Raw genomic sequence first — 16,609 nt, 5'->3', positions numbered from 1 at the left:
CGCTACGCGTGGTAGCTGCTTCGAATTCGTCGATGTTCAATTCCGACCAGCAAGCCTCACGCACCAGCAGCGTGGCGGCGGCGATCAACGAACTGGGTGCCGCCGCGCAGGAAATTGCGCAGAACGCCGCCCTCGCCTCTCAGCATTCGAGCGACGCCCGCGCCCTGGCGGAAGACGGCCAGCAGGTGGTCGACAAGACCATCGCCGCGATGCAGCTATTGTCAGCGAAGATCAGCGATTCGTGCGGCAACATCGAAACGCTCAACAGCAACACCGTGAACATCGGGCAGATCCTGGAAGTGATCACCAGCATCTCGCAGCAGACCAATTTGCTGGCGTTGAACGCAGCCATCGAAGCGGCCCGTGCCGGCGAAGCAGGTCGTGGTTTCGCCGTGGTGGCTGATGAAGTGCGCAACCTTGCGCACCGCACTCAGGATTCGGCGCAGCAAGTGCAGAAGATGATCGAGGAATTGCAGGTCGGTGCGCGTGAAGCGGTCAGCACCATGACCGACAGCCAGCGCCAGAGTGAAAGCAGCGTTGGCATTGCCAATCAGGCCGGTGAACGGCTCGGTAGCGTGACTCAGCGTATCGGTGAGATCGACGGGATGAATCAGTCGGTGGCCACGGCAACGGAAGAACAGACGGCTGTGGTGGAGTCGATCAACGTCGACATTACCGAGATCAACACGTTAAACCAGGAAGGCGTGGAGAACCTGCAGTCGACCTTACGGGCGTGTGCGGACCTTGAACAGCAGGCGGCGCGCTTGAAGCAGTTGGTCGGCAGCTTCCGGATCTAAGGCGCTTTCACTGGCCCCATCGCCAGCAGGCTGGCTCCCACAGGAGAATTGTGATCGACACAAACCTATTGTGGGAGCCAGCCTGTTGGCGCGGTTGAAGCAGCTGGTCGGCAGCTTCCGGATCTAAGGCGCTTTCACTGGCCCCATCGCCAGCAGGCTGGCTCCCACAGGAGATTTGTGATCGACACAAACCTATTGTGGGAGCCAGCCTGCTGGCGATGAGGACATCAGTCGCAATGAACATCTAAAACCGGGAGCCAGGCTTCGAAAGAAACTCCAGCTCTTCAGCCGTCGACTCCCGCCCCAACACCGCATTGCGATGCGGAAATCGCCCAAACTGGGCGATCACCTTCTGATGTTTCTCGGCGTAATCCAGGTAATCGGCAAACAGCGCCCGGTCGCCTTCCGGCTGTTGCGCCACCAGATCGATGTAGCGCGAGATGCACTCGTTCTGCACCGTCAGATTCTCGCAATGCTCAAACACCAAATAGATAAACACCCGCTGGATCGGCCGCAATTGCCGGTCGAAATCCGCCGCAATGCCTTGCGCCACCAGTGCCTGAGCCCTGAGATCACCTGAGAAGGATTTTGGAGTGTCGCGGAAGATCATTCGCGGAACTTGATCGAGCAGCAACACCAGGGCCAGCCAACCTTCGGGACGTTGCGTCCACTCGGTCAATCCGCCGGCCAGTGCCTGTTCGACCAAGTCCCCGAAACGCTCGCGCGCTTCGAGGTCCTGGCTGTCACGCTTGCCGAACCACAACTTGCCCTTCTGTGCCGCCACTTCGGTGGATGATTCGCAATCTGCGAACCACCATTCAAGCAACGGCTGCCAGGGCGCGGTCATGTTTATTCCTTGTGGTAAGCCGTGACGCGTTCAACTTCTTCTTTCGAGCCGAGGTACACCGCTACGCGCTGGTGCAGGCCTTCAGGCTGAATGTCGAGGATGCGCTGGTGGCCGTCGGTGGAAGCGCCGCCAGCCTGTTCAACCAGGAACGACATCGGGTTGGCTTCGTACATCAAGCGCAGCTTGCCCGGCTTCGACGGTTCGCGGCTGTCACGTGGGTACATGAACAGACCGCCACGGGTCAGGATACGGTGCACATCGGCGACCATCGCGGCGACCCAGCGCATGTTGTAGTTCTTTTTCAGCGGACCTTCTTCGCCAGCCAGCAACTCGCCGACGTAGCGCTGGACCGGCGCTTCCCAGTGACGCTGGTTGGAGGCGTTGATCGCGAATTCCTGAGTGGACTCCGGGATCGTGATGTCTTCGTGGGTCAGTACGAAGCTGCCCATTTCACGGTCCAGGGTAAAGCCTTTCACGCCGTCGCCAAGGGTCAGCACCAGCATGGTTTGCGGGCCGTAGATGGCATAACCGGCAGCAACCTGCTCGGTGCCTGGCTGCAGGAAGGCTTTTTCGTTCAGCGCTTCGTTCTGGCTCAGATATTCGCTCGGGCAACGCAGTACCGAGAAGATGGTACCGACCGGTGCGTTGATGTCGATGTTCGACGAACCGTCCAGCGGGTCGAATACCAACAGATAGGCGCCTTTCGGGTATTTGCCCGGGATCTGGTAGGCATTGTCCATTTCTTCGGACGCCATGCCGGCCAGGTGACCGCCCCATTCGTTGGCTTCGAGCAGGATCTCGTTGGAGATCACGTCGAGTTTCTTCTGCACTTCGCCTTGGACGTTTTCGGTGCCCATGCTGCCCAGAACACCGCCCAGGGCGCCTTTGGAAACGGCGTGGCTGATTTCTTTACAAGCGCGCGCCACCACTTCGATCAGGAAACGCAGATCGGCAGGCGTGTTGTTGCTACGGGTCTGCTCAATCAGATAGCGACTCAGGGTAACGCGGGACATGGAAGGCTCCGGTGGAATTGGGGACTGAAAACCCGCGCAGTTTAACGCGAGTCGGGGCGCATTTCCTCCTATCAGACGTGAGATGCCTAATAGAGTTCATGCGCGGGGTTTAGCGTAGTTCGAAACGGGCATTTTTACCGACCATTGAACTGCTATCGCGAGCAGGCTCGCTCCCACAGTGTCACGCGTACTCATCGTGGGAGTGAGCCTGCTCGCGATGGTGCGCCGAACCGGTCTTCAGGGCTTGACGGGCGGTTTACGCAACAAACTGAACGCCATCGCCGCCAGAAACAACACGCTCAACAGCAACACCGCCCACAACCCGAACTTCTTCCAGTTCGTGTCAGTTGTGGCTGCCGCTATCACTGTGGAGGTGTTACTCACAACGGCTGCGCCTTCGACCGATGCCTTGCCCAACGCCGCCCATTTTGCCGCGCTGTAATCCGGGATCAACGTCGATAGCGGCAGGTTCGCCGCCTTCGCCGTCGCACTGCCCAGCGCCAGCGTGTACGGCCCGGTGCCGCGCGCCAGGAACACCAACTGCGTCGATCGCACGGCGAAGCGGATCGTCGGCGCTTGCGCTCCCAAACCACCACCACGTTCGTCCACGACAAGCTTCAACTGCTGCACGGTTTGCCCCGGCAGTTGCAGCTCGTTTTGCATCACGTCCTGGCCATTCTGGGTCAGGCGATAGAGCAACCCGGTGCTTAATGCCTGCCACGGCAAGTTGCTTTCCCGACGGCCGGACACAACGGCTGGCGCAAGACTGTTGGGCTGACTCAACTCGACCTGAATGCGCTCGACATTCAATCCCATCGGCAATTGCCAGGTGTATTCACCCGCCTTCACGCTGCTGCCCGCCAACGGTTGCGACCAGACCAACGGCTGCGGCACGTTGCGCGCACTGACGCTTTCGACTTGTGCCGAGGTCAATGCAGGCGCCGATTGTGGTGAGCTCCAGAGCAGGCGCAGGTAACGCGCTGTCTGCCCCGGCAAACTGACTTCACGTTGCTCGACCCGTTCGTCGGCAAACGTCAGACGCGCCACCTGCCCGTCTCCCCAGGATTGCCAGTGCTGCAGATCATCGCTGGCTTCGATGCTGAATCGCTGGAAGCCGTCGCGATCACTGGTCCAGTCGAGGATCAACTGCTGCAACGGCGCTTTGACGGCGCTGGCGTCCAGCAACCAGCCACGCAGCACTTCTTCGCCAGCCTCCAATTGGCTGGAAGGCTGCACTTCGACCAGCGTGCCGTTGGCGGTCGATTGCACCCGCACGCCCGGTGCGCGCTCGGTGGAATCGGCGGCGCTGTACAGCGGGAACCATTTCACATCGGACAGCACACGCTGCTCGCTGGATTGCGCCGACGCCCGAACCAAGGCGTAGGCCTGTGGCTCACCGGCAGCGTTGAAGACGCGCACATCGCTGAGATCTGTCTGGCGTGCATTCAATTGCACGCTCAACGGCAGCTCAAGGCGATACCACGGCCCTTCCCCGCTCACCGACAATGGCACCTGCGTGGTGAAATCCACGGGTTTTTCCTGAGCATTGGCCGTGAGCGCCACACCCAACGCAACGGCACCCAACCATCCCAGGTTCAGCTTCTGACTCAAGACGACACTCCTTCAGTTTGCGGGGCGGGTTTATCCGCCTCCGGCACAGCTTCGGCACGCTTGGGCGGCAGCGGGGCGAAATAGCCGACCACCAACAGCAACACACCCACGCCGATGAACGACACGATCCGCGCCAGTCCGCCGCGGTTACTCAATTCGACAAAGAACAGTTTGGCGACCACGACGCCGATCAGCGCCGCACCGATCAGCCAGACTTCGCGGCGGTGACGCAGATGGCCGCCAATCATCAAGCTCAACGCCATCAAGGTCCATACGATCGACAGCCCCGCCTGCACCAGCATGGATGCCAGCAGTGCATCCAGCTCGAATGGAACGCCACCCCAATGATGAGCGGTGCGCATCACCAGCGCGGTAAAGAAGGCAAACAGCGAGACACCCGCGACCAGTTGGCTGGCGAGATCAACGAAGGGCTTGCGGATCGCCAGTTGCGTCACGGCGTATCGGGACCAGACGAACACGCCGAACAACGCGAACAGCAGCCCCAGCTCCAGCGGGTTGATCAGCGGCGCATAGGGCAAGGGGTCGGCGGTGCCGTCGCTGACAATATTCGCGAGCCAGAACCAGCCGAGCATCAGCAACGCCAAAGGTGCCGCTGCGTAGAGGCGGTATTCACGAGGATAGGCGGACACCGGCCATGGCCAATTGCGCGGGGCGGCCATCAACACCAGGTACAGGCTTGGCAGAATCGCCCAGCCCAGCCAGCGCCAGGCGTTGTATTGCTCGGACAACAGCAGCAAGCCGTAACGCAACTCCAGGGCCAGCACGCCGATCAGCAGCCAGCCGCCGAGCACATGTGCGGCGCTGATCGCACGGGGCGCCAGCATGGGCGCCAAGCGCCGCACAGAGATGAAGTGCACGGCGAACACGGCGGCCCACGCCAGCCAGCCGACATTGGCAGCCGGGTGAAAACGGGCGTACAACGCGTCGAGCAGCACGAGACCGGCCGCCGGTATCAGCGAGAGACAAAGCAAGCCCAGCGATGACCATACAAGGCGCAACGCCAACCACGTCCACAACGCAACGCTCGCTGCCGTGGCGGCCAGAAGCAAGGTCGCTTGCAAGTCCACCGGCGCAAACCGCAGGATTTCCAGCCCCCACGCCAACGCCCACCAACCCGCGCCCCACACCAGCAACACCTGGGACAAACGCTGCAAGCTGAGCGCATGGAACGCCGAGGCATGGGTGCCAAGTTGCAAGCGCCAGGCGCCGATCAATGCCGCCAGACCCAATACCAGTGGCGTCCAGAAACCGCCGTGTGCCAGGGGTCGCAGACCCTCGCTGGTCAACGCACCGAACAGCTGCGGACCCGACAGTAAAAACGCCGTGCCGCCGATCACCTGCAGCAGCAGACCGAAAATAAAGCTCACTCGCTGCGTCAGATACAGGCTCAGCCAGATGATGAAGAGCCCGCTCGCCGCCCACACGGCGCTCGCTGTTTGCCAAGGCAGAACGAACAGCACCGCCAGGTTGATCAGCACCAGCCCCGCCAGCAACACCACCGACAAACCGCGCAGCAGTCGCGGATCACTGCGCACCATCTCGTCCCTTGCCGCCAGCAACATTCCGGCAATCAGCGCCAGGCCGATCAGCGATGCGCTGAGCAAACCGCTCCAACCGGCGCTGAATACGGCACCTGTCTCGCCACTCGAACCTTGCAGGCGCATCAGGAACAACGCGCCGCCCAGCAACTGCACGGCAAATGCGCTGAACAGGAAGGTGCGCGATTGCAGGCGCAGCCCGACGAACAATGTTGCCAGACCGGCGAGCGCCCAACTGATCGTCGTGCCTTGTGTGAAGAAGAACAACGGCGCCAACAGATAGAGGAAGGTCAAACCCAGGCACGCCAACACAGGCAGCCCTTTGCGTTCCCATTCCGAGGTCTGTTCCGGCGCCGCTTTACGCAATTGGTAGAAGCTGAACAGCAGCGCCACGCCGAGCATCAATGCACCGAGCGGTGCCCCATCGAGCAGGCTGCTTTGGCCGCCGCGCAGCTCGCTTAGAAATGCCACTGCCGCGCCCAATTGCAGCAGCAAGGCAAAGGCACGGGCCAACGGTCGTTGTTGACGCAGGCCGAGCCAGAAGATCCCTGCACCCTCCACAGCCCAAGCGGCCGAGGTCCAGCGAGCGTCGAGTCCCAACGGAATTGCCAGACTGGTAAAAATCACACCGAGTGCCAGGCAGGTTTCCGCTAACAGCAACGCCCGACCACCACTCAGTAAACGCGCCAGACCCATGTAGATCATGCCCAGCGCCAGCGCGCTGAACGCCGCCGCGAACTCCAGATGCTGGACCAGCGCGAACTGCAAACCAAAACCCACCACCGGCGGACCAAACAGCATCGTGCCGTCAACGTAATCACCCTTGCGCGCCGACCAGCGCAACAGCGACTCGCGACTGTCGTCCTCGGGCGCGTCGCTCATCTCCAGCAGTTTGCGCCGGGCAAACAGCAAGCCGATGGCCAGGTACATCAGGAAGAACAGGACAAGAAACGGCTCGGTGCTCCACAGCAGTTCCGGCGTATAAGAGCGCAATCCCCAGGCGAAACCGATGCCGAAGGTGCCGACGAAGCCGATCAGGTTCAGCAGTCGCCAGGCCTTGAACCAGGCAATGCCGAGAATGCCGGCGTTGAGTAACGCGAAGTAGCTGAACAGGGCGACATGGTTACCTGCGCCAGTCGACGTCAGGATCGGCGCGGCAAAACCGCCGAGCGCCGCAGCAGCGGCCAGGCCCAATGCATCCTGAGTGATGGCGAGGATCGCCGAGAACACCGTCACTGCCACCAGCAAACCTAATGCTGCAGTAGGGTCGAGCAACGGGTGCAAGCGCATCGCGGCAAATACCGTCAGGAACAACACCGCGATCCCGGTGCCTTGCAACATGAGCGCGTATTGCCTGTTGCGCGTGCGCAGCCACCAACCTAAACCCAGTAAGCCCAAGGCAGCGCCAGCTACCCCGGCATAACGCAGTTCGATCGGCACCACCATGCCTTCAGTGGCATAGCGCAGCAGAAACGCGAGCCCGAGAAACAACAGCACCACGCCGACGCGCAGCACAGTGTTACCGCCGAACAACCAGGCTCGAGCACCGTTGATTGCACGCTCGATGAAGTTGGGGCCGCGAGGGACGACAGGCTCCTGGGGTTCGCGGGAGACCGGTTCGGGCTTCCAGGCGTCCACAGGCAGGGGTCGACTCGCTTCAGTGGACGCGGCGGTGACGGGTTCGAGTTCGGGCGGTAGCTCCCAGATCAGCTCCGGAGACTCAACGGGTATTTCATCGAGAATGAATTCAGGCGCCGGTTCGCTGCTTTCAGGCGCTTTGACGCCAGTCGTCTCCAGCCATGCAAGCCGCTGCTGAACCGAAGTCAACGTGGCCTGCGTTTGCTCGAGCAACAGGTGCTGGGTGGCGGTTTGCGAATCCAGACGGTTGATACGGATGGCTTGACCCATACCCAGACCGAGCAACGCGCCCAGCAGCGCATCGCTGAACGACTCGTCGAGTATCCAGCCGAGCACCAGCCCTATCAGCATGAAAATCCATTGCATGGTCGATATCCCTAAGCGCATTGGCCAATCCGGGAAGATTAGCGCAGCCCGACGCTAAAAGATCGCAGCCTTCGGCAGCTCCTACAAAGGCGTGGCAAGACGCGATCCTGTAGGAGCTGCCGAAGGCTGCGATCTTTTCCGGCACGCCAGTATATCGAGCCAGGCGAAGACTTACTCCAGCGCTTTCCAGATATCCGTGGCGTACTCACGAATCGTCCGGTCGGAAGAGAACCAGCCCATCCGCGACGTGTTCAGCACCGCCGAGCGCCACCATGCTTGAGAATCGTGCCAATGCGCTTCGACACGCATCTGCGCATCCCAGTAGGAATCGAAATCGGCGCAGACCAAGAAGCGGTCGTAATCGATCAAGGAATCGATCAAGCCGGAATAACGGGACGGATCATCCGGTGAGAACACCCCGCCGCGAATCGCCTGCAATACGTCATTGAGCCGATGGGACGCAGCGATGTCCGGTGTCGCATTGAACTCGTGGTTCTGTTTGCGCGCTTCCACCTGCTGGGCGCTGAGGCCGAAAATGAACATATGCTCGGCACCAATGCGCTCGCACATTTCCACGTTGGCGCCATCCAGAGTACCGATCGTCAACGCGCCGTTAAGGCCGAATTTCATATTGCTGGTGCCCGACGCTTCGAAGCCGGCGGTGGAGATCTGCTCCGACAGATCCGCGGCCGGGATAATGCTCTCCGCCAGGCTGACGTTGTAGTTGGGCAGGAACACCACTTTGAGCAAGCCGCGCACGGTCGGGTCGTTGTTGACCACCCGGGCGATGTCGTTGGTCAATTTGATGATCAGCTTGGCCTGGTGGTAACTGGCCGCCGCTTTGCCGGCGAAAATCTTCACACGCGGCACCCAGTCGATTTCCGGCTCGGCACGAATCGCCTGATAGAGCGCCACGGTGTGCAGCAGGTTGAGCAACTGGCGTTTGTATTCGTGGATCCGCTTGACCTGCACGTCGAACATCGCGGCCGGGTTGACTGCCACTCCGAGTCGCTCATGAATGATGTACGCCAGGGCTTTTTTGCTGTGCAGCCGCTGCTCGGCAAAGGCTTTGAGGAACGCCGGTTTCTCGGAGAAAGGTTCCAGGTCGAGCAGGCGCTCTTCCGCGTTATCCAGCAAGTCGGCACCCAACGCATCGACCAGCATGGACGTGAGTTCAGAGTTGGCCTGGTAGAGCCAGCGGCGGAAGGTGATGCCGTTGGTCTTGTTGTTGATCCGCTCCGGGTAGAGCTTGTGCAGTTCGGAGAACACGGTTTTTCGCATGAGCTGCGTGTGCAGGCCCGACACGCCGTTGACGCTGTGGGAGCCCAGGAACGCAAGGTTGCCCATGCGCACACGGCGGCCGTTGTCTTCTTCGATCAGCGACACCGCGCGCAAGACGTCGAAGTCGTGAATGCCTTTGGCCCGCAGTGAATCGATGTGCTGGGCGTTGATCAGGTAAATGATCTGCATGTGCCGTGGCAGCATGCGTTCCATTAGGCCGACCGGCCAGGTTTCCAGCGCTTCCGGCAGCAGCGTGTGGTTGGTGTACGAGAGCGTATCGACCGTGACCTGCCACGCCGCATCCCAGGCGACGTCATAGACGTCGACCAGTTGCCGCATCAGTTCGGCCACCGCAATCGAGGGGTGAGTATCGTTGAGCTGGATCGCCGCATGGTCGCCCAGGGTCAACACCGAGGTGTGCATGTTGCGGTGGCGCCGTAGCAGATCCTGCAAGGACGCGGCGACGAAGAAATACTCCTGACGCAGGCGCAGCTCCTGACCGGCTTCCGTGCTGTCCGCCGGGTAGAGCACGCGGGAAATACTTTCAGCCCGGGCGACTTCGGCGACGGCGCCCAAGTGGTCACCGGCGTTGAAACGTTCGAGGTGCAAATCTTCCATGGCGCGGGCACGCCACAGACGCAGCGTGTTGACGCTCGCCCCGCGCCAGCCGACCACCGGCGTGTCGTAGGCAATGGCGCGAACGGTTTCCACCGGCGTCCAGACCTGCTTGGACTTGCCGGTCTCGTCGGTGACGGTCTCAACGCTGCCACCGAAGCCGATGGGGTAAACCACTTCCGGCCGTTCGAACTCCCATGGGTTACCGAAATCCAGCCAGTGTTCGGTTTGCTCTTGTTGCCAACCATCGACGATCGCCTGGCGGAACAAGCCGTGCTCGTAACGAATACCGTAGCCATGCCCGGCGATGCCAAGGGTCGACATACTTTCCATGAAGCACGCTGCCAGACGACCCAGGCCACCGTTGCCCAGGGCTGCGTCGGGTTCCAGCAAACGAATGCGTTCAATGTCGACGCCAAGTTCGGTCATGGCTTCGCGGGCAACGTCGAGCAGGCCGAGGTTGCTCAGGCTGTCGTAGAGCAGACGGCCGATAAGAAATTCAAGGGAGAGGTAATAAACGCGCTTCTGGCCTTTGCGGTAGATCTGCCGCGTGTGATCCATCCAGTGCTCGACCATGTGATCGCGCGCGGCCAGGGCAATGGCTTCGAACCAGTCGTGGTCGAAGGCGTGATCGGGGTCTTTGCCCACCGCATAGGTGAGTTTGGTCAAGACGGCGTCGCGAAATGCGGCCACCTCTGCTTCGCGAACAAGTGGTTCTTGAGTCATCGATAGGACCTCGAGCGAGCGTGGAGTAGTTGAGCCTAGACGGTCTGACAGGTCGTTGGAAATCTGGTTCGGCAGTTTTTCCCGTTAGTGCGAGATAGGTCGACATTAAAGAGTCATGTGCTGGAAATAATGCAGGGCCCGTGCCGAAATATGGCGGTTGAGAGGCGGTATGCGAAAAAATCTGGCGAAAGGTTGTTCAAAAATCCACCAGTCCCGGTATGATCGCGCGCCCTGATGCACACGCTGGTAACAACCGATGATGAAGTCCAATCTGATCGCCGCTGCTGAGATCGATCGCCTCGATACCTGGGCCAAGTACTCTGCGCCGATGTGCGGTTCGTGCATATCCAGCTGCTGCACCCTGCCGGTCGAGGTCAAGATCAAGGATCTGATCCGTATCGGCATCGTCGACGAATTCGAGCGCGGCGAACCGGCGAAGAACATCGCCAAGCGTTTGCAGAAGGAAGGGATTGTCGAGCGCTACAACCAGAAGTCCGAGATCTTCACCCTCCAGCGCATGAGCAACAACGATTGCCTGTACCTGGATCGTAAGAGTCGTCTGTGCACTATTTATGAAAAGCGCCCGGATACTTGCCGCAATCACCCAAAAATTGGGCCGCGGCCGGGGTATTGCGCTTACAAGCCCAAAGAAGTGGCGCGTGAGACCAGCAGTAGCCGTCGGACCCTCGAGAAGTTTTAAACATCAAAAAGATCGCAGCCTCGTTGCACTCGACAGCTCCTACAGGGTTATGCGTACGCCTGTAGGAGCTGTCGAGTGCAACGAGGCTGCGATCTTTTGATTTTGCACCAGACAAACAAAAACGCCCCCGACCTTGCGGTCGGGGGCGTTTTTTTGTCAGCTAACTAAATGACTTAGTTACCGGACTTCTTGGCAGCGCGGGTACGCTCGCTTTCGCCCAGGATCTTCTTACGAAGACGGATGGACTTAGGAGTCACTTCGCACAATTCGTCTTCTTGAACGAATTCCAGAGCTTGCTCCAGGGTAAAACGGATAGGCGGAACCAGAGCGATGGTTTCGTCTTTACCCGAGGCACGCATGTTGTCGAGCTTCTTGCCTTTGGTTGGGTTAACGCCCAGGTCGTTGTCGCGGCTGTTGATGCCGACGATTTGACCTTCGTACACGTCTTCACCGTGACCCAGGAACAGTTTGCCGCGAGCTTGCAGGGTTTCCAGCGAGTAAGTCAGAGCCTTACCGGTAGCAACCGAAACCAGCACGCCGTTCTGACGGCCGGACATGTCGCCGGACTTCATCACGTCGTAACGGTCGAAGATCGAGGTCAGGATGCCTGCACCGGAGGTCAGGGTCAGGAACTCGTTACGGAAACCGATCAAGCCACGAGCCGGGATGTTGTACTCAAGGCGCACACGGCCCTTGCCATCCGGAACCATGTTGGTCAGGTCGCCTTTACGGATACCGATCTGTTCCATGATCGAACCTTGCGATTCTTCTGGCAGGTCGATGGTCACGTTTTCGAACGGTTCGTGCTTGACGCCATCAACCATGCGGATGATCACTTCCGGACGACCAACACCCATTTCGAAGCCTTCGCGACGCATGGTTTCGATCAGTACGGACAAGTGCAGCTCACCACGGCCGGAGACCTTGAACTTGTCGGCGGTGTCGCCTTCTTCAACGCGCAGGGCAACGTTGTAGAGCAGTTCTTTGTCCAGACGTTCTTTGATGTTACGGCTGGTGACGAACTTGCCTTCACGGCCGCAGAACGGCGAGTCGTTAACCTGGAAGGTCATGGAAACGGTTGGTTCGTCAACGGTCAGCGGCTTCATCGCTTCAACGTTCTGTGGGTCGCACAGGGTGTCGGAGATGAACAGCGACTCGAAGCCGCTGATGCAGACGATGTCGCCGGCAGCTGCTTCTTCAACGTCGATACGGTGCAGACCGTGGTGACCCATCAGCTTCAGGATACGACCGTTACGGCGCTTGCCGTCAGCATCGATCGCAACAACCTGGGTGTTCGGCTTGACGCGACCACGAGCGATACGGCCAACGCCGATGATGCCCAGGAAGCTGTTGTAGTCCAGTGCCGAGATTTGCATCTGGAACGGACCGTCACGGTCAACTTTCGGTGCTGGTACGTTGTCGACGATCGACTGGTACAGCGGGGTCATGTCTTCAGCCATGTCGGTGTGTTCCAGACCGGCAATGCCGTTCAGGGCCGAGGCGTAGACGACTTTGAAGTCCAGCTGTTCTTCGGTAGCACCGAGGTTGTCGAACAGGTCGAAGATCTGGTCCAGAACCCAGTCCGGACGCGCGCCTGGACGGTCAACCTTGTTGATGACCACGATTGGACGCAGGCCGGCTTCGAAAGCCTTCTTGGTCACGAAACGGGTTTGCGGCATAGGGCCGTCTTGAGCGTCAACCAGCAGCAGAACGGAGTCAACCATCGACATTACGCGTTCAACTTCGCCGCCGAAGTCGGCGTGGCCCGGGGTGTCCACGATGTTGATGTGGTAGCCGTTCCAGTTGATGGCGGTGTTTTTCGCCAGAATGGTAATACCGCGCTCTTTCTCCTGGTCGTTGGAGTCCATCACGCGCTCGTCGTTGAGCTCGTTGCGCTCCAGGGTGCCGGATTGACGCAAGAGTTTGTCTACCAGGGTGGTCTTACCATGGTCAACGTGAGCAATGATGGCGATGTTGCGTAGATTTTCGATCACTTGTGTATCTCGATCAGAGGATTCGGTGTGCTGACAAGTCTTGGCAGCGATTTACAGTAGAGTCAGGCCTTGCCGTTACAGCTTGACGGCAGAGTCGGGGGGCCGGTGACGCAGGCCACAGGCATACAGCCCCGGGCTCTTAGCTCGGTCGATAAACGCGCACATTGGCATGCCCCTCACTGAGCAAATGGTGGGCATGCAGGCGACTCATCACGCCTTTGTCGCAATACAGCAGGTACTGGCGAGTAGGGTCCAGTTCCTTGAAACGAGCGTTCAATGCATAAAACGGCATCGTCTGTACCTCAATGCCAGCAATTGCCATCGGGTCGTCTTCAGCGGCATCCGGGTGACGGATGTCGATGATGATCTGGCCCGCCAGTGCTTCGCTGACTTCTTCGATCTGCAAGTCCTGGCCCAATTCGTCGATGACGCGATCGATCGGTACCAGTTTGGCGTTCTCGAGCGCACGCTCAAGAACCGCCATGTCGAATTCTTTCTCTTCATGCTCCACGCGCGGACGCTTGGCGTGGGTCTTGGGGTTCACCGAGATGACCCCGCAGTATTCCGGCATGTGCTTGGCGAAATCGGCGGTACCGATTTCGTTGGCCAGATCAATGATGTCCTGCTTGTGACTGGCGATCAGCGGACGCAAGACCAGCTTGTCGGTCACGCAGTCGATCACGGACAGGTTCGGCAGTGTCTGGCTCGACACCTGGGAAATCGCTTCGCCGGTAACCAGCGCCTCGATCTCCAGCCGATCAGCGATTCGGGATGCAGCGCGCAACATCATACGCTTCAAAACCACACCCATATGACTGTTATCGACTTTCCCGAGAATTTCTCCCAGTACTTCCTCGAACGGCACACTGACAAATAACACGCGTTGGGAGCTTCCGTACTTCTTCCAGATGAAGTGCGCGACTTCCATCACGCCCAGCTCATGGGCCCTTCCGCCCAGATTGAAGAAGCAGAAATGGCTCATCAGCCCACGGCGCATGATCTGGTACGCGGCCACGGTGGAGTCGAAGCCGCCCGACATCAGCACAAGCGTCTGTTCCAGGGCACCCAGCGGATAACCGCCGATGCTGTTGTGCTGGTTGTGGATCACGAACAACCGTTTGTCGCGAATTTCGATGCGAACTTCGATTTCCGGCTCTTTCAGCGAGATTCCGGCGGCGCCGCACTGACGACGCAGTTGGCTGCCGACATATTTCTCGACGTCCATCGAGCTGAATTCATGCTTGCCGGCACGCTTGCAGCGCACCGAAAAAATCTTCCCTGCCAGCGCGTCACCGAAGTGCTGTTTGCACTTGGCAACGATGTCGTCGAAGTCGCCCAAAGGGTACTCATCGACCTGCAGGAAATGTGCGATACCCGGCATGCAGCTCAGGCGCTCGGTCATCTCCTTCAGTACTTTGGGCTCGGCTACGCGGGTTTCAAGCTCGAGATTGTCCCACACACCGTTCACCACCACGGCCGGGTCCAGGTCGCGGAGCACGGTGCGGATGTTTTTGGCCAATTGGCGGATGAAACGCATCCGTACCGGGCGGCTCTTGATGGTGATCTCGGGGAAGACTTTTACGATTAGTTTCATGAAAACAGCGCGCGCTGGGCCAGCCGAAAAAGGGGGGCGCGGATTATAGCGGAAATTGCTCAAGGTTTAACCAGTTAATGTGCAGAAGGTTTTGCGCGCACCAAAACAGGTCATTTACTGAAAACAGCGCCACATTACAGGGCGATATTTTCCAGTAAACGTCTTATCAAGCCTTTATAAGCGTGAATTTGGGGCAAAAAACCCACGGTGGGGCACTGGCATGCAATTTGCTCCCTTGTGAGGCAGGTTGCCTTGGCAGAGTATTCGCGCCGGCATCACCCACATTCTAAGGGCATCCACTACTTAAGCCCGAAGCCACCCGGAGGACACTATGTCGAAGTCGGTTCAACTCATCAAAGATCATGACGTCAAGTGGATTGATCTGCGCTTCACGGACACCAAAGGCACTCAGCACCACGTGACCATGCCGGCTCGCGACGCGCTGGATGACGCTTTCTTCGAAGAAGGCAAAATGTTCGACGGTTCCTCCATCGCTGGCTGGAAAGGCATCGAAGCTTCCGACATGATCCTGCTGCCAGACGACAGCACTGCCGTTCTCGATCCGTTCACCGAAGACCCAACGCTGATCATCGTGTGCGACGTCATCGAGCCGTCGACCATGCAGGGCTACGACCGTGACCCACGTGCGATCGCCAAGCGTGCCGAGGAATACCTGAAGTCGACCGGTATCGGCGATACCGTTTTCGTTGGTCCGGAGCCAGAGTTCTTCATCTTTGACCAAGTGAAATTCAAGTCGGACATCTCCGGCTCGATGTTCAAAATCATCTCCGAGCAAGGTTCGTGGATGTCTGACCAGGACGTCGAAGGCGGCAACCATGGCCACCGTCCAGGCATCAAAGGCGGCTACTTCCCGGTTCCACCGTTTGACCACGACCATGAAATCCGTACCTCCATGTGCAACGCCATGGAAGAAATGGGCCTGGTCATCGAAGTTCACCACCACGAAGTGGCAACTGCTGGCCAGAACGAAATCGGCGTGAAGTTCAACACCCTGGTCGCCAAGGCTGACGAAGTTCAGACCCTGAAGTACTGCGTACACAACGTGGCTGTTGCTTACGGCCGTACTGCTACCTTCATGCCTAAGCCTCTGTACGGCGATAACGGTTCGGGTATGCACGTTCACCTGTCCATCGCTAAAGAAGGCAAGAACACCTTCGCTGGCGAAGGCTATGCCGGCCTGTCCGACACCGCACTGTTCTTCATCGGCGGTATCATCAAGCACGGTAAGGCACTGAACGGCTTCACCAACCCGTCGACCAACTCCTACAAGCGTCTGGTCCCAGGTTTCGAAGCGCCAGTGATGCTGGCCTACTCGGCTCGCAACCGTTCCGCTTCGATCCGTATTCCTTACGTGTCCAGCCCTCGCGCTCGCCGTATCGAAGCTCGCTTCCCGGATCCGGCAGCCAACCCGTACCTGGCCTTCGCTGCCCTGGTAATGGCTGGTCTGGACGGTATCCAGAACAAGATCCACCCTGGCGATGCAGCTGACAAAAACCTGTACGACCTGCCGCCTGAAGAGGCGAAAGAGATCCCACAAGTTTGCGGCAGCCTGAAAGAAGCCCTGGAAGAGCTGGACAAAGGTCGTGCGTTCCTGACCAAAGGCGGCGTTTTCAGCGACGACTTCATCGACGCTTACATCGCTCTGAAAAGCGAAGAAGAAATCAAGGTCCGTACCTTCGTACACCCACTGGAATACGAGCTGTACTACAGCTGCTGATCCGGTAGCGCCTGCGCAAGCGGCGTGAAAAAGAAAGGCCTCCTTCGGGAGGCCTTTTTTGTGGGCAAAGTCAAAAGATCGCAGCCTTCGGCAGCTCCTACTTTGGAACGCGTACAACCTGTAGGAGCTG

General features: G+C 59.1%; 10 protein-coding genes. 3 read left to right on the top strand and 7 right to left on the bottom strand.

Translation table 11 applies throughout. The features are described from left to right. Positions 1 to 32: 32 nt before the first annotated feature. A complete protein-coding gene (locus ACA063_RS01570) occupies positions 33 to 797 on the top strand; it encodes a methyl-accepting chemotaxis protein (protein WP_497666454.1) in 765 nt (254 codons plus the stop codon). Positions 798 to 1,041: 244 nt separating this feature from the next. On the opposite strand, the gene ACA063_RS01565 is transcribed toward ACA063_RS01570, so the two are convergent. The 5 genes from ACA063_RS01565 to ACA063_RS01545 all read right to left on the bottom strand — a co-directional run bounded on the left by ACA063_RS01565 (position 1,042) and on the right by ACA063_RS01545 (position 10,453). Next, the gene (locus ACA063_RS01565) at positions 1,042 to 1,644 is read right to left on the bottom strand and encodes a DUF924 family protein (protein ID WP_497664524.1); all 603 of its coding nucleotides are present in this window, start codon (positions 1,642 to 1,644) and stop codon (positions 1,042 to 1,044) included. Between the two features lie 2 nt (positions 1,645 to 1,646). Next, entirely contained in the window at positions 1,647 to 2,657 is a 1,011-nt protein-coding gene (locus ACA063_RS01560; protein WP_497664523.1) for a class 1 fructose-bisphosphatase, read from the bottom strand. Between the two features lie 237 nt (positions 2,658 to 2,894). Next, on the bottom strand, positions 2,895 to 4,268 hold the full coding sequence (locus ACA063_RS01555; RefSeq protein ID WP_497664522.1) for a DUF3999 domain-containing protein: 1,374 nt from the start codon (positions 4,266 to 4,268) through the stop codon (positions 2,895 to 2,897). Continuing rightward, positions 4,265 to 7,831, bottom strand: coding sequence for a DUF2339 domain-containing protein (locus ACA063_RS01550; protein WP_497664521.1), 3,567 nt, complete (start codon positions 7,829 to 7,831; stop codon positions 4,265 to 4,267). The genes ACA063_RS01555 and ACA063_RS01550 overlap by 4 nt, the downstream gene beginning before the upstream one ends. A 171-nt stretch (positions 7,832 to 8,002) precedes the next feature. Then, on the bottom strand, positions 8,003 to 10,453 hold the full coding sequence (locus ACA063_RS01545) for a glycogen/starch/alpha-glucan phosphorylase (protein WP_497664520.1): 2,451 nt from the start codon (positions 10,451 to 10,453) through the stop codon (positions 8,003 to 8,005). 259 nt (positions 10,454 to 10,712) lie between these two features. On the opposite strand from ACA063_RS01545, the gene ACA063_RS01540 reads away from it, so the two are divergent. Next, positions 10,713 to 11,153: a YkgJ family cysteine cluster protein gene (locus ACA063_RS01540; RefSeq protein ID WP_150744945.1), complete on the top strand. Its 441-nt coding sequence runs from the start codon at positions 10,713 to 10,715 to the stop codon at positions 11,151 to 11,153. A gap of 173 nt (positions 11,154 to 11,326) precedes the next feature. Here ACA063_RS01540 and typA read toward each other — a convergent pair whose 3' ends face one another. Both typA and thiI read right to left on the bottom strand, forming a co-directional pair. After that, a complete protein-coding gene (gene typA, locus ACA063_RS01535) occupies positions 11,327 to 13,147 on the bottom strand; it encodes a translational GTPase TypA (RefSeq protein ID WP_497664519.1) in 1,821 nt (606 codons plus the stop codon). A 139-nt stretch (positions 13,148 to 13,286) separates the two neighbouring features. Further along, positions 13,287 to 14,741: a tRNA uracil 4-sulfurtransferase ThiI gene (gene thiI, locus ACA063_RS01530; protein WP_162436959.1), complete on the bottom strand. Its 1,455-nt coding sequence runs from the start codon at positions 14,739 to 14,741 to the stop codon at positions 13,287 to 13,289. Positions 14,742 to 15,072: 331 nt separating this feature from the next. On the opposite strand from thiI, the gene glnA reads away from it, so the two are divergent. Next, positions 15,073 to 16,479, top strand: a complete 1,407-nt coding sequence (gene glnA / locus ACA063_RS01525; RefSeq protein ID WP_162436960.1) for a type I glutamate--ammonia ligase — start codon at positions 15,073 to 15,075, stop codon at positions 16,477 to 16,479. Positions 16,480 to 16,609 lie beyond the last annotated feature (130 nt).

Source organism: Pseudomonas sp. LBUM1643, assembly GCF_059716215.1.
The sequence above is the reverse complement of the archived record's forward strand: the minus strand, read 5'-3'. Positions and strand labels throughout refer to the sequence as shown.